The 13,699-nt window shown below is 61.1% G+C and carries 17 protein-coding genes; 11 read left to right on the forward strand and 6 right to left on the reverse strand.

Features of this window, described 5'->3' with window-relative positions; translation table 11 throughout:
• The 3 genes from H6B10_RS06915 to H6B10_RS06925 all read left to right on the forward strand — a co-directional run.
• Positions 1-278: F0F1 ATP synthase subunit gamma (locus H6B10_RS06915; protein WP_204650917.1), on the forward strand; the 278-nt coding region annotated here is incomplete at its 5' end.
• Positions 279-323: 45 nt separating this feature from the next.
• Positions 324-1,721 carry a F0F1 ATP synthase subunit beta gene (atpD, locus tag H6B10_RS06920; RefSeq protein ID WP_204650918.1) on the forward strand — a complete coding sequence of 466 codons (1,398 nt, stop codon included), beginning with the start codon at positions 324-326 and terminating at the stop codon, positions 1,719-1,721.
• Positions 1,721-2,131, forward strand: a complete 411-nt coding sequence (locus H6B10_RS06925) for a F0F1 ATP synthase subunit epsilon (protein WP_204650919.1) — start codon at positions 1,721-1,723, stop codon at positions 2,129-2,131. The genes atpD and H6B10_RS06925 overlap by 1 nt, the downstream gene beginning before the upstream one ends.
• A gap of 49 nt (positions 2,132-2,180) precedes the next feature.
• Here the strand turns inward: H6B10_RS06925 and H6B10_RS06930 are convergent, their stop codons facing one another.
• The 5 genes from H6B10_RS06930 to H6B10_RS06950 form a co-directional block, all read right to left on the reverse strand.
• Entirely contained in the window at positions 2,181-3,230 is a 1,050-nt protein-coding gene (locus H6B10_RS06930; protein WP_204650920.1) for a glycosyltransferase, read from the reverse strand.
• Positions 3,231-3,235: 5 nt separating this feature from the next.
• Entirely contained in the window at positions 3,236-3,820 is a 585-nt protein-coding gene (locus H6B10_RS06935; RefSeq protein ID WP_204650921.1) for a TVP38/TMEM64 family protein, read from the reverse strand.
• Positions 3,814-4,986, reverse strand: a complete 1,173-nt coding sequence (locus tag H6B10_RS06940) for a glycosyltransferase family 4 protein (RefSeq protein ID WP_204650922.1) — start codon at positions 4,984-4,986, stop codon at positions 3,814-3,816. Before H6B10_RS06940 ends, H6B10_RS06935 begins: the two co-directional genes overlap by 7 nt.
• A gap of 126 nt (positions 4,987-5,112) precedes the next feature.
• Positions 5,113-5,565 carry a GNAT family N-acetyltransferase gene (locus H6B10_RS06945; RefSeq protein ID WP_204650923.1) on the reverse strand — a complete coding sequence of 151 codons (453 nt, stop codon included), beginning with the start codon at positions 5,563-5,565 and terminating at the stop codon, positions 5,113-5,115.
• A gap of 3 nt (positions 5,566-5,568) precedes the next feature.
• Positions 5,569-6,528 (reverse strand): DUF3658 domain-containing protein, encoded by a 960-nt coding sequence (locus H6B10_RS06950; RefSeq protein WP_204650924.1) that lies wholly within the window; start codon positions 6,526-6,528, stop codon positions 5,569-5,571.
• A gap of 220 nt (positions 6,529-6,748) precedes the next feature.
• Here H6B10_RS06950 and H6B10_RS06955 point away from each other — a divergent pair, with 220 nt between their 5' ends.
• The 5 genes from H6B10_RS06955 to H6B10_RS06975 all read left to right on the forward strand — a co-directional run bounded on the left by H6B10_RS06955 (position 6,749) and on the right by H6B10_RS06975 (position 10,175).
• Positions 6,749-6,958 (forward strand): hypothetical protein, encoded by a 210-nt coding sequence (locus H6B10_RS06955; RefSeq protein ID WP_204650925.1) that lies wholly within the window; start codon positions 6,749-6,751, stop codon positions 6,956-6,958.
• Positions 6,946-7,608: a cytochrome c biogenesis CcdA family protein gene (locus H6B10_RS06960; RefSeq protein ID WP_204650926.1), complete on the forward strand. Its 663-nt coding sequence runs from the start codon at positions 6,946-6,948 to the stop codon at positions 7,606-7,608. The genes H6B10_RS06955 and H6B10_RS06960 overlap by 13 nt, the downstream gene beginning before the upstream one ends.
• Positions 7,609-7,618: 10 nt before the next feature.
• On the forward strand, positions 7,619-8,266 hold the full coding sequence (locus H6B10_RS06965; protein ID WP_204650927.1) for a TlpA family protein disulfide reductase: 648 nt from the start codon (positions 7,619-7,621) through the stop codon (positions 8,264-8,266).
• Between the two features lie 110 nt (positions 8,267-8,376).
• Positions 8,377-8,823 (forward strand): MarR family winged helix-turn-helix transcriptional regulator, encoded by a 447-nt coding sequence (locus H6B10_RS06970; RefSeq protein WP_204650928.1) that lies wholly within the window; start codon positions 8,377-8,379, stop codon positions 8,821-8,823.
• Between the two features lie 20 nt (positions 8,824-8,843).
• Positions 8,844-10,175 carry an MATE family efflux transporter gene (locus tag H6B10_RS06975; RefSeq protein WP_204650929.1) on the forward strand — a complete coding sequence of 444 codons (1,332 nt, stop codon included), beginning with the start codon at positions 8,844-8,846 and terminating at the stop codon, positions 10,173-10,175.
• A gap of 345 nt (positions 10,176-10,520) precedes the next feature.
• Here H6B10_RS06975 and bilQ read toward each other — a convergent pair whose 3' ends face one another.
• A complete protein-coding gene (bilQ, locus tag H6B10_RS06980) occupies positions 10,521-10,949 on the reverse strand; it encodes a bilirubin utilization transcriptional regulator BilQ (RefSeq protein WP_204650930.1) in 429 nt (142 codons plus the stop codon).
• Between the two features lie 150 nt (positions 10,950-11,099).
• Between bilQ and H6B10_RS06985 the strand changes: the two genes are divergently transcribed.
• The 3 genes from H6B10_RS06985 to H6B10_RS06995 form a co-directional block, all read left to right on the forward strand.
• Positions 11,100-11,774, forward strand: coding sequence for a response regulator transcription factor (locus H6B10_RS06985; RefSeq protein ID WP_204650931.1), 675 nt, complete (start codon positions 11,100-11,102; stop codon positions 11,772-11,774).
• Positions 11,771-13,120 carry a sensor histidine kinase gene (locus H6B10_RS06990; RefSeq protein WP_204650932.1) on the forward strand — a complete coding sequence of 450 codons (1,350 nt, stop codon included), beginning with the start codon at positions 11,771-11,773 and terminating at the stop codon, positions 13,118-13,120. The genes H6B10_RS06985 and H6B10_RS06990 overlap by 4 nt, the downstream gene beginning before the upstream one ends.
• A 90-nt stretch (positions 13,121-13,210) precedes the next feature.
• A partial coding sequence (locus H6B10_RS06995) for a PepSY domain-containing protein (protein ID WP_243427294.1) occupies positions 13,211-13,699 on the forward strand: 489 nt, incomplete at its 3' end.

Genomic DNA, 13,699 nt, shown 5'->3' on the forward strand with positions numbered 1-13,699 from the left:
CGGAACAGGTGCTCAGCCATATTGTGCCGGGTTACCTCAAGAGCGTGCTGTTCGGTGCACTGGTGGAGTCCTTCTGCTCCGAGCAGAACGCCCGCATGAGCGCCATGGACACCGCCACCGACAACGCCCGTTCGCTGCTGAAAGAACTGTCGCTGCACTACAACCGTGCACGTCAGTCTGCCATCACCCAGGAGATCACCGAGATCGTGGGCGGTGCCCAGCCCGGCGGCGATGACTGGGATGACGATTGGGACGACGACGAAAACGATGATCTGTAATTTCCGGTCCCGGACCGGATCACGATAGAGAAAGGAAAGACTGCTATGCAACACAAAGGTGTGATCGCACAGGTGCTGGGCCCTGTCGTCGACGTACAGTTCGACGAGGGCTGCCTGCCGCAGATCAACGAGGAGCTGGCCGTCGAAAAAGACGGCGAGCGCCGCGTTATGGAAGTGGCCCGCCATGTGGGGCACGGCGCCGTGCGCTGTATCCTGCTTTCGCCCGGCGAAGGTCTGGGCCGCGGTGACGAGGTCATTGCCACCGGCCACACCATTGAAACGCCGGTAGGCGAAGCCACCCTGGGCCGTATGTTCAACGTCCTGGGCGAGCCCATCGACGAAAAAGGTCCTGTGAACACGCCGGAAAAATGGTCCATTCACCGGGACCCGCCGGCTTTTGACAAACAAAGCCCCACCACGGAAATTCTGGAAACCGGCATCAAGGTCATTGACCTGCTGGCTCCCTATGCCCGCGGCGGCAAAATCGGTCTGTTCGGCGGCGCCGGTGTCGGCAAAACCGTTCTGATCCAGGAACTGATCCGCAACATTGCCACCGAACACGGCGGCTACTCCATCTTCACCGGCGTGGGCGAGCGTACCCGCGAGGGCAACGACCTCTGGCGCGAGATGGGCGAGAGCGGCGTTCTCTCCAAGACCGCGTTGGTCTTTGGTCAGATGAACGAACCGCCGGGAGCCCGTATGCGTGTGGCCCTGACCGGTCTGACCATGGCGGAATACTTCCGCGACCGTCAGAAGCAGAACGTGTTGCTCTTCATCGACAATATCTTCCGTTACGTTCAGGCCGGTTCGGAAGTCAGCGCCCTGATGGGCCGTATGCCTTCCGCCGTCGGTTACCAGCCTACCCTGGCGGACGAAGTGGGTGCTCTGCAGGAACGTATCACGTCCACCAAGGACGGCGCCATCACCTCGGTGCAGGCCGTTTACGTGCCCGCCGACGACCTGACCGACCCGGCCCCCGCCACCACCTTCAGCCACCTGGACGCTACCACCGTTCTGTCCCGTAAGATCGTGGAACAGGGCATTTACCCGGCCGTGGACCCGCTGGAATCCACCAGCCGTATTCTGGAGCCGGATATTGTGGGCCGCCGCCATTACGAGGTTGCCCGCGGCGCCCAGGAACTTCTGCAGCGCTACCGTGACTTGCAGGATATCATCGCCATTCTGGGCATGGAAGAACTGTCCGAGGAGGACCGCCGCACCGTAGCCCGTGCGCGCCGTATGCAGCAGTTCTTCTCCCAGCCCTTCTTCGTGGCGGAACAGTTCACCGGTCTGCAGGGCCGGTACGTCCCGCTGGCCGAAACCCTCAAGGGCTTTGAGGCCCTGCTGGGTGGTGAGCTGGACAAATACCCCGAATCCGCCTTTGCCTCGGTCGGTACCGTGGACGAAGTGCGGGAGAAAGCCCGTGCACAGGGGGCGGTCTGATGGAAAAGACCTTTCAGCTGGAGATCATCACCCCCGAGCGCCAGTTCTACACCGGGCCGGTGGAAAGTCTGGTGCTGCCTGCGCTGGACGGCGAATACGGTGTGCTGCCCGGCCATGAACCGGTGGTCACCGCCGTGGAACCGGGCGAAGCTCGCTTCAAGGTGGATGGCGTCTGGCATAACGCTATTGTGACCCAGGGCTTTGCCGAGATCACCTCGGAGTATGTGGTGGTACTGGTTGCCACCGCAGAAAAGCCGGAGGAAATCGACGAGGCCCGCGCCCGGCGCGCCAAGGAACGCGCCGAGGAACGGCTGCGCCAGCACGAAAGCCGGCGCGAATACTTCCGCAGCAAGGCAGCTTTGGCCCGCGCCAACGCCCGCCTGCACGGCAGCAGCCGCAAAATGTCCTGAAGCTAAGCAAAAAGCACTCCCGGAATGTTCCGGGAGTGCTTTTGTTATGTCAGGCTGTACGGCGTCGGGGACGCAGGGACGCGGGCAGCCGTTTGGAGCGGGCGGGCAGTCCTGCGTAGATCTGCTGCAGGGCATGGCCAATGTTGGGCAGGCTGCGGGCCAGGGCTACCTGCCGCCCGGCTGCGGTCACATCGGGCAGGCGGTGCTGCAGGATTCCGGCCAGTTTGGTGCGCAGTTCTTGCAGATCGCGGCCTTTGTAGACGTTCACGCCGTCGGTGAGCCAACCGTCGTAAACGGGGATGTCCCGCACCAGTGTGGGGGTGCCGCAGGCCAGTGCCTCCAGCACCACAATGCCCTCGGTCTCCTCATGGCTGCAGAACAAAAAGACATCGGCGCCGCAGTAGGCGTCCCGCAGTTCACTTTGGGAAAGAAATCCCGGGAACGTCAGATTGGACGGCGCCGCAGCCATCGCCTTGCGGATGGCACGGGGAACCAGCGCCGGGTCGGTGTGGCCGAACCAGAAAAAACGTACCTGGGGCAGACTGCGTGCCAGCGCAATGAAATCCAGAATCCCTTTGCGCTCCATAAAATGCCCCACGCTGATGACCACTTTTTCTCCCTCCGCCAGGCCGTAAGCCTTGCGGAAGGCGGCCCGGCGAGCGGCATCGGGGGCAAAAAAGCCGGTGTCCACCCCGTTGGAAAGGGCCATGACCGGGGGCCGCAGCCCATAGCTGCGCAGAATGGCGGCAGAGTAGGGGGTGGGGGTCAAGATCAGGTCGGCCTGGTTGTAGCACAGGCAGAGCCAGCGCTTGAAAAGCGGCGCCAACAGGTCGGACCCTACAAAGGAGTGGCGGAAATCTGCCTCGGTGGAATGTCCGTACCAGATCACCGGAATACCTTCCCGCCGGGCGCGGCGGGCTGCGCCCAAAGAGCAGGGCAACACGGTGTTCAGGTGGATCACATCGGACCGCGGCTGCCACCGGGTCACCACCGACGCGCCGGTCTGTTCCAAGGCGGCATGCTGATGGTTGGCGGCCTGCCCCACGCCGCTTTTGCCCACAAGGGCCAGGGAACCGGTATAGATATGTACGCGAAACATTGGCGTTACCTCCAAAGGCCCAGCACATTCTGGGCAATCACCGTCAGCCCCAGGCTGTACAGGGCAATGGCGGCGGGTTTGCACAGCACAATAATGGCGGTATACAGTTTCCAGTCGATGCGGGTGGTACCGGCCAGAAAACACAGGTAGTCATCCGGTGCCACGGGAATAAAAATCAAAAAGGCAAACCACCGGGCAAACCGGTTGCCGCTGCCCATCCAACGGTCGTATTTTTCAATCATCCGGGGTGGGAACAGGGCTTCCAGCAGCGGGCGGCCGCAGGCCCGGGCAATGGCGAAAGCTGCCAGCGAGCCGATGCAGATGCCGATATAGTTGTACCAGAATCCCTTCCAGGCACCGAACAGGATCACTCCGGCCAGACAGCCCAGCCCGCCCGGCAGAATGGGAATGACCACCTGTACGGCCTGAAAGGCCATAAAGACCACCGGCCCGGCCCAGCCGAACTGGCCGATGTAGGCGGTAAGGGCTTCCCGGGAATCAAAGAGCCCGGCGCGCCAGAATCCGTAAGCCATAACACAGCACAGGGCCAGGCCCAGAATGGAAACAGCCCGGTTGATGGTTTTTACCATAAGATCACCTTTCTTGGCGGGGCGGTATGGGATACCGCGGTGTGGGTCAGGATCAGGCGGCGATAGAGTGCCTCCACCGAGGCGCCGAATACCTGGCGGGAATAGGGGCGGGCAGCCTTCCGGGCGTTCTGGCGCAGTTCGGCGGCTGCGGTGCCCCAGGGCAGGGCGGCTGCCAGTGCGGCAAACTGGGCGGGCGTATGGTAGACCCAGCCGCTTTGCCCCGGCACAATCAATGTACGCACACAGGGATCGTCCCGGCAAAGCAGCGGCAGCCCGGCTGCCAGGGCTTCAATGTAGGTAAGGCCCTGGGCCTCGCTGGTGGAAGCACTCACAAAGGCATCAGCCAGCGCATAGTAATGGGGGACTTCAGCGGGGGGCACCATACCGGCAAAGCGTACCCGGTGGGCAATCCCCAATGCCTGGGCCTGGGCTTCCAGTGCAGGCCGTTCGGGGCCATCCCCCACAATGAGCAATACCCCGCGGGGCAGCCGGGGCATTGCCCCAATCAGTTCGGCAATGTTTTTCTCCCGGGCCAGCCGCCCCAGGTACAGCAGGACCGGTTCCTCTGTGGGCAAGGCCAGGGCGGCACGCAGGGCCGGGTCCGGTTCTGCCGCAAAACGGTCCAGGTCCAACCCGGTGGGAATCACCTCCACCGGACGGCGCACCCCGTAGGTGCCCAGCAGCCACTGGATTTTGCGGGTGGGGGCAATGATGGTGTCGCAGCAGCGGCAGACATTGCGGGTAAACAGGGCGGCCAGGCGGCGGCCCATCCGGCGGCTGGGGGAAAAGTAATGGGTGTAATCCTCGTACACGGTGTGGTAGGTGTGGACCAGCGGCGCACCGGCCAGCCGGGCAATTTTTCGTGCCGGGGCAAAGGTGCTGAATTCGCACTGGGAGTGGACAATGTCCGGCTGCCAGGCGGCCAGTTCGTACAGGGCGCCATTCAGGGCGGGGGCGCGCAGCCGTGCGCCGGGGTAGATCAGCCCGGCATCCAGGGAGCCAAGACCGATCACGCCGTCCCGGGCATAGGTGTGGCTGCTGCCTGCCAGGGTCAGCACCCGCACCTCATGGCCGCGGGCCTGCAGTTCGGCGCGCAGGGCCATGGTGGAGGTCACCACACCGTTGACGGTGGGGGCCCAGGTATCGGTTGTCAGCAAAATTTTCATGGGGAGCCTCCTTGTTTGGGGTGATCATGTCCTTTGCCTATATTAACGATCGGGAATATTGTTTTTTTGCAACAAAACAAAAAACTGCCTGGAGAAATTTTCCTCCAGGCAGTTTTTGACTTCGTTTTATCGCTGTTTTTTCATGACAAAATTGGGCATGGTCACACCCAGCCGCTCCACCTGCTGGGCACGCTCCACCCTATACCCCCGGGCCTCAAAAAAAGGCCGGGCCGTTACCGAGGCATGGGTGGTCAGCACCGGGGCGGTTACGGCGCCTTCCAGAGCATCGCACAGGGCGCGGCCCACACCACGCCGCTGCCAGTCCTTGTGTACATACAGCCGGTCCAGGTAACCGGTGGCATCTATATCTCCAAAGCCGATGATCTGCCCGTTTTCCTCCGCCACCAGGCTGGTGTGTTCCCGCAGGGTACGGTCCCAGCGTTCCCGGTCGGTGTGGGGGCCGGCCCAGGCGTCCAGCTGGGCAGGGGTGTAGTCCCGGGCGTTGACAGTATGTACTGTTTCATAAAATAAGGTCAGCAGTTCCTCCAGATCGGCCGAAACATACGGGCGCAAGATCATGGGTCATTCCTCCGTTTTTCGCAGTGTTCTGTGGTATAGGGGAAGGTGGGCGTCCGGCTTGGTCACAGCTTCCAGCTTGCCGTCGGCAATCCATTGTTCCACCCGCATGGCCAGCCAGACATCCCCAAAGCCCAGTGGGAACTGTCCCAGTGTCCGGCCGATGAGGTTCGCTTCGTTGAAGGTGTCGTCCAGGGGGTCCAGCACCCACCGCAGATACGGGTCATACAGGTCCTCGGCGGCGCTGACCAGCATGTCGTTGAGCATCGCCCGCAGGGGCGCATTCTCCTGCCGGAGTCTGCTCCAGTGGGCAGCCAGAGCCTCGGCCCGGCGGGCGGGCAGGGGCTGCGTTTCCCGGGCCAGGTGCCCCCATTCGTGGGGGGCAATATCGCCCGTACAGCGCCCGCCCAGGGGGTTGCGGTCCCACGCCGGCAGGCGGGCCAGGTCCACCACCCGCAGGTCCAGATTCTCCCATCCCAGGGGACGCAGCTGTTCCATCAGCCAGCACAGCCCGCAGGCGGCGTCGGGTGTGTGGTCGGTCCAGATGCGTACCGGTTCCCGGGGTGCCCGGTCCAGCAAAGTGTTCAGGCGGCTGCGGGCCGCGGCGAGCATCTCGGCGGCGGTTTCTTTCCCTTCCGGGAAAATGCAGAACAGCTGTTCCAGGGTGGTTTCCCGCAGCGGGCCCAGGCCGTCTTCATCAATGGGCCCCATGCTCAACCCCAGGGAAAAGGGCAAAACGTCTTTTGGGCTGCCTTCCATAGGCACCGCTTCGGCCCAGTTGCGCCGCATTTTTTCCAGCTCTTTCTGGCGCAGCCGCTCGGTTTCTTCCGGGGGCAGGGGCTTGCCGTCCTCATCGGTGGCAATGATTCCTATGGTACAACATTCCGATTCACCAATGCCGGCATGGTGGCCCAGGCTTGCTTTCAGGCTCCCGGCGGCGCTGTCACTGAACAAGACTTCCAGCATAAACTCCCCTCCCGGATGTTTTTTCTCATTATACCACAGGAACGGCAAATGGCAAAAAAATCGGGCGGTTTCGGTTGCCAAATGCCGATTGCTGTGGTAGGATATGCCCGTATACTGCAAAGGACTTGACTCCGTGTGACAACATCACGGACTTACGGCGGGAAACCCGTTATACTGGAAACCATCCCAAACCCTACCCGGCAACCAGAAAGGATTGACTATGAAACAGCTTCTTATAAAGTGGCGCCGTCCCGTGCTGTTCACGGCGGCGGGCGCCCTGGCCGGTCTGGCCTATTACTGGCTGGTGGGCTGCGCCACCGGCAGCTGCGCCATTACCGCCAACCCGGTGAATACCATGGTGTATACCGGCCTCATCGGCTGGCTGCTCTCCGGCGTGTTCGGAAAGGAGTGCGACTCTTGCAATACCTGATTTCTTTCCTGGAAGGCATCATCACCTTCGTTTCTCCCTGCCTGCTGCCCATGCTGCCCATCTATCTTTCTTATTTTGCGGGCGGCGGGGAACACTCCACCCGCAAAACCCTCACCGGTGCGCTGGGCTTTGTCACCGGCTTTACGGTGGTGTTTGTGCTGATGGGCGCGCTGGCCGGTACGGTGGGCAGCTTCCTGCAGCAGTACCAGACCGCCGTCAATGTGGTGTCCGGCCTGATCGTGATTTTCTTCGGCCTGAATTTCCTGGGCATTATCAAGCTGACCCTGTTCAAAGGTACCAACCATGCCGTCCGGGCCGATAACATGAACTTCTTCTCGGCGCTGGTGTTCGGCGTGATCTTCTCGGTTGGATGGACCCCCTGCGTGGGCGCTTTCCTGGGTTCTGCGCTGGCGCTGGCTTCCCAGCAGGGGCATGCGCTGCAGGGAATGCTGCTGCTCTTTGTCTATTCGCTGGGCCTGGGTGTGCCCTTTGTGATCAGTGCGGTGCTGATCGACCGCTTGAAAACCGCGTTTGACTGGATCAAGCGCCATTACCAGATCATCAATACCATCTGCGGCGGCTTCCTGATCGTCGTGGGTATCCTGATGGCCACCGGGCTGTTGGGACGTTTTCTGAACCTGCTCAGTTAAGGAGGAACCGATGCAAAGCAAAAAAGGAACCTGGATTCTTGTTCTTGTGCTGGTGGTGCTGATCGGCGGCGCCGGTATTCTGTACAAAGTCTTGGGCAGCAGCTATGCCCCGGACCAGCTCACGGTGGAAGCCACCCCCGTTCCGCAGCAGACCGCCGCCCCTGCGTCGGAAAGCACCGCCCAGACGGCGGAACAGGCGCAGGAGGAAGAGAAGGAGGAGCAGCAAGAGGAAACGACCCAGAGCAACCTGGCGCCGGACTTTACCGCCTACGATGCAGAGGGCAACGCCGTGAACCTGTCGGACTATTTCGGCAAACCGCTGGTGCTCAATTTCTGGGCCAGTTGGTGCGGCCCCTGCCAGAGCGAGATGCCGGACTTCCAGAAGGCGTATGAGGAAAACGAGGACGTGCAGTTCCTGATGGTCAATATGACCACCGGACGGGAAACCCAGGCCGACGCCGAGGCCTTGCTGGAAGAGAAGGGTTTTACCTTCCCGGTACTGTTTGACCTGGACGGGGACGCGGCAATGACCTACAGCGTCTATGCACTGCCCACCACCTACTTCCTGGACGCCGAGGGCAATCTGGTAGCCTGGGCACAGGGGGCCATCAGCGGTGAGACCCTGCAGATAGGGCTGGATAAGATCCTGCCGCAATAACGCGAAAAAGCCGGTCGATGTATGTTCATCGGCCGGTTTTTTTGTGCCTTGACATTTGTCCGAAATCGTACTATACTGCATTGGTACGATTTCGGACAAGGAGGAGAAAAATGCAGGCACAGAACAATGCTCTGAACCGGTTGAACTACCTGGTGGGGGAAACGGAAGCCCTTTACCACGACATGGCCTACCACATGGGCTTATCCGACAGTGCCATGCGCATTTTGTATGCTCTGTGCGATAACGGGGAACGCTGCCTTCTGCGGCTGCTTTGCCGGCGCAGCGGACTGAGCAAGCAGACCGTGAACTCGGCCCTGCGCAAGCTGGAACAGGAAGGCGTCGTCTACCTGGAAGCGGCAGGGGCGCGGGCCAAGGAGGTCTGCCTGACCCAAAAGGGACGTGAACTGACCCGGCGCACCGTTGTGCCGGTGATGGAAATGGAAAATGCGGTTTTTGCCGGGTGGGACCCCCGGGAGGTGCAGGATTACCTGGCCTATACCGAGCGCTTTCTGCGGGATATGAAACAGCAGGTGGCGGCACGGCAAGAACATCCATAAGAAAAAAGGAGAACCTTTTTATGAAGAAGATTCAACTTTCGGAACATTTTACCTATTCCAAACTGATACGGTTTACGCTGCCCTCCATGATCATGATGGTGTTTTCTTCCATCTACGGCGTGGTGGACGGCTTTTTTGTTTCCAACTTCGTGGGCAAAACAGCCTTTACAGCGGTGAACTTTATCCTGCCGGTGCTGATGATTCTGGGCTCGGTAGGCTTTATGTTCGGTACCGGCGGGGGTGCCTTGATTGCCAAGACCATGGGCGAAGGGGATGACCGCCGCGCCAACGAACTGTTTTCTCTCATCGTGTACACATCCATCGGGTGCGGCGTGGTGCTGGCCGGCGTGGGGTTCCTGCTGCTGCGTCCTCTGGCCCAGGCGCTGGGGGCCGAAGGCGCCATGCTGCAGGACTGTATTATCTACGGCAGCATCCTGCTGCCGGCCATCCCCGCCTATGTGCTGCAGTATGAGTTCCAGTGCCTTTGCGTCACGGCCGAAAAGCCCAACCTGGGCCTGGCCATCACGGTGGCTTCCGGGCTTACCAACATGGTGCTGGACGCGCTGTTCGTGGCGGTGCTGCCCTTCGGCCTGCCGGGCGCGGCAGCTGCCACGGCACTCAGCCAGTGTGTGGGCGGTATTCTGCCGCTGATCTATTTTGCCCGCCCCAACGGCGGCCGCCTGCGTCTGGGGCGCACCCGCTGGTCGTCCCGGTCGCTCTTCAAAGCATGCACCAACGGCTCCTCGGAACTGATGAGCAACATCTCCATGTCGCTGGTCAGCATGCTGTACAATGCCCAGCTGCTCCACTATGCAGGGGAGGACGGTATTGCCGCCTATGGTGTGCTGATGTATGTGAGCATGATCTTCCAGGCGCTGTTCATTGGGTACTCGGTGGGAACGGCGCCGGTTGTCAGCTTCCACTACGGCGCGGGGCATCATACGGAACTGCGCGGCCTGCTGCGCAAAAGCGCTTCCATTGTCAGTGTTTTTGCGGTGGTCATGTTCGTGGGGGCCCGGCTGCTGGCGGCGCCGCTCTCCCACCTGTTTGTGAGGTACGATGCGACTTTGCTGGCCATGACCAATCATGCCTTTTCCATCTTCTCGTTCTGCTTCCTCTTTTCCGGATACGCCATTTTCGGCTCGTCCTTCTTTACGGCCCTCAACAACGGGCTGATCTCGGCGGCCATTTCCTTCCTGCGTACGCTGGTGTTCCAGATCTTCTGCGTGCTGGTATTCCCACTGTTCTGGCAGGTGGATGGCATCTGGGCCTCGCTGGTGGCGGCGGAGGCCATGGCAGTTTGCGTCACGCTGGTGTTCCTGCGCGCCAAACAAAAAAACTACGGCTATTGATGCAAACCACAAAAATCCCCCGGCCTGTACGGTACGGGGGATTTTTGTGCGTCCGGTCCTGCGCGCGGAACCGGGCAGTCTATATTGATGGCACGAAGCCTTGTTGGTTGTCTGGCCTTGACCGGGCGGCTGCCCTCGCATGGTCTAAGGCACAGTGGTGAAATGTGCGGGCGCCGCCCGCTGAATGTTCGTGTTTGGTTGACGCTTATAAGTATACGGACCAGTTGTGTGCAACCCATAAAAGCATTTTGAACAAACCCCAAACAACTTTTAAAGAAATTATGACACCGCTTTTGGCACGCTGTACACAAAAAAGCACCCTGCACCGTAGGGTGCAGGGTGTTTTCAGCGGGAGGAGGCGGCATCCGGCAAGGTGTTTTTGCCCAGGGCCTTGTACAAAAGGGCGGTCAGCTGGCAGCGTTCTTCGGGGGTCAGGTTGGCCAGGGCCTGTTCGTCCCAGTCAAAAAATACCTGGTGGCTGGCCGTAAAGGCGCGCTGCCCCTGTTCACTCAGGGTGAGGCGGTAGGAGCGGCCGTCTTTTTCCCGCAGAAGAAAGCCACCTTCCACCAGCTTGAGGACGGTGCGCTGGCTGTGCCCCCAGTCCAGGTGCAAAGCGGTGGTCAGCTCACTTTGGGTACAGCCGGGGTGCTTGCCCACATAGATGAGGAAAAACAGCGTACCGAAACTGAGGCCCAGCTGGTTCAGCCGGGCGGACGTATACTGGGTAAACCGCCGGTACAGCACGGTACAGGCGTAGGAAAAGGTGCGGAACATAGGCGGACTCCTTTCTTGTCGGCTCCCAGTATAGCACCCGTTACTTGCCAAGGTCAAGTGATGCGGGCAAGAAAAAATCCCATCGTTCTCATCCTGCTTTCATCTTTTTGTGGTATCATAGAGAAAAACCATGGGGAGGGGGACCGTACCATGAGAATCCTTGTTGTGGAGGACCAGCCGGAAATGAACGCGCTGCTGGTCAAACAGCTGAAAGCTGCCCAATACAGTGTGGACAGCTGCCTTACCGGCCATGATGCGCTGGATTATCTGGCAGGGGGCGAATACGACGCCGTGGTGCTGGATATTATGCTGCCGGGCATTGACGGGCTGGAGGTGCTGCGCCGTCGCCGTGCCGCGGGGGACAAAACCCCCGTGCTGCTGCTGACGGCCCGGGACGGCATTGAGGACCGGGTGCGCGGGCTGGACAGCGGCGCCGATGATTACCTGGTCAAGCCCTTTGCCTTGCAGGAACTGCTGGCCCGGCTGCGGGTGCTGATCCGCCGCCGTACCGACCAGGTCAGCGATGTGATCACGGTGGCGGACCTGCAGGTGGATTGCCGCGCCCATACGGCGTCCCGGGGCGGGCAGGCCATTGCGCTGTCCGCCAAAGAGTTTGCGGTGCTGGAATATCTGGCCCGCAATGCGGGGGTGGTGCTCTCCCGGGAGCGCATCAGCCAGGGCGTCTGGAATTATGATTACGAGGGCGGCTCCAACGTGGTGGATGTGTACATCCGCTACCTGCGCAAAAAGCTGGACGACGGGCGGGAACCCAAGCTCATCCATACGGTGCGCGGGGTAGGCTACGTCCTGCGGGAGGAAGTATGAAGCGATTGTCCATTACCTGGCGGGTCACGCTTTTGTATACCCTGTTCATGGTTTTGCTGGCGGGGCTTTCGCTGGGGTTTTTGTTCCACGCGGGGGCGCAGACCGCCCGGCAAGAAAAACTGACCCGTATGCAGAGTATGGTGGAGGAAAGCCGCCGGGAGATCGAGGCCAAGGACGGGGAACTGGACATTGACCGGGACCTGGAAGCCTTTGATGACGGCATCTATCTTTCCATTTACGATACCGCCGGTCTGCCCCTGTATGGCTTTGTGCCCCGCAATTTTGATAATTCGGCGGTTTTTTCCGACGGGGAACTGCGCACGGTGGAAAGCGGCGGCCGCAGCTGGTACCTGTATGACGAGCAAATCACGGTAGAGGGTTACGGTGCCCTGTGGGTACGCAGCGTGACTGCCGCCGATGCGGTGGATTCCACCCTGGGAACGCTGCAGCACACGGCCCTGCTGGTACTGCCGGTGTTTGTGGTGCTGGCGGCAGTGTGCGGGTACCTGGTCACCCGGCAGGCATTTGCCCCGGTGCGGCAGATCACCCGCACCGCCCGGCAGATCGTGGCGGGCAATGACCTTTCCCAGCGCATCGGGCTGACCGGGCGCCGGGATGAGATCTACACCCTGGCCGGGGAATTTGACGCCATGTTTGCCCGGCTGCAAAGCGCCTTCGAGCGGGAAAAACAGTTTACCGACGATGCCTCCCACGAACTGCGCACGCCCACGGCGGTGATCCTCTCCCAGAGTGAGTACGCGCTGAACCATACGGCCCCGGAAGGGGAGACCCGCGCGGCGCTGGAAAGCATCCACACCCAGGCAGCCCGGATGGCGGCGCTTCTTTCCCAGCTGCTGCTGTTGGCCCGGGCGGATGCCGGGCGGCAGGTGCTGCAGCGGGAATCCGTGAACCTGAGCGAGCTGGTGGAAATGGTGGCCGAAACCGAAGCCGAGCAGGCCGCGGCGCAGAAGATCACGGTGGAAACCGACCTGGAGGCGGATGTACGGGTACAGGGGGATGAAACTATGCTGATGCGGTTGTTCATCAACCTGACCGAGAATGCCATCCGGTATGGCCGCCCCGGCGGGCAGGTACGGCTGACATTGCGGCGCGAAAAGGACCAAGCCGTGGCGGCAGTAACGGATGACGGCATCGGTATAGCTCCGGAACATCTGGATAAGATCTGGCAGCGGTTCTGGCAGGCGGACCCCGCCCGCAGTGATGGCGGTGCCGGACTGGGGCTGGCCATGGTGCGGTGGACCGCCGAAGCCCACGGCGGCCATGTGCAGGTGGAAAGTGCACCCGGTGCGGGCAGTACCTTTACTGTTTCGATCCCCTGCGAATAAAAGGAGAAATCTTAATGTGCCTTTAATCTGGCGGCGGTATACTGTAACCACAATCCAACCAACCGCAACCTTGTAAAGGAGGACATACAGATGAAAAAGCGTACTTTGTCTTTGATTACCGCCGCCGCGCTGGCTGCGCTGCTGATGACCGGTTGTGCTGAGGCTGCCGCCTACAACGGCCGCACGACCACCGCTCCCCAGACCGGGGAATCCACCACCACGGATGATGCGGTGTCGGTAGCGCCGGAATCCACGGCGTCCGCCCCGGTGGCGGCACCGGCCAGCGAACCCACCACCAGCATTGCAGGCGGAGCCGACGCCGCCAATGGGTATATCGGGGAAGATGCGGCCAAGGCAGCTGCCCTGGAACATGCCGGCCTGGCCGAAAGCGACCTGCAGGGCATCCGGGCCAAGCTGGAATACGAGGATGGCCGTGCGGTGTATGATGTGGAATTTGTCCGCACCACCGATGCCGGTGCCGAGGAATACGACTATGAGATCGACGCCACCACCGGGGAAATCCTTTCCTACGACTACGATGCCGAGTATTATATCGGCACCCAGACCGTGGAAGGCAGC

The sequence above is a fragment of the Gemmiger formicilis genome, from assembly GCF_016901605.1.
GTDB lineage: Bacteria > Bacillota > Clostridia > Oscillospirales > Ruminococcaceae > Gemmiger > Gemmiger formicilis_B.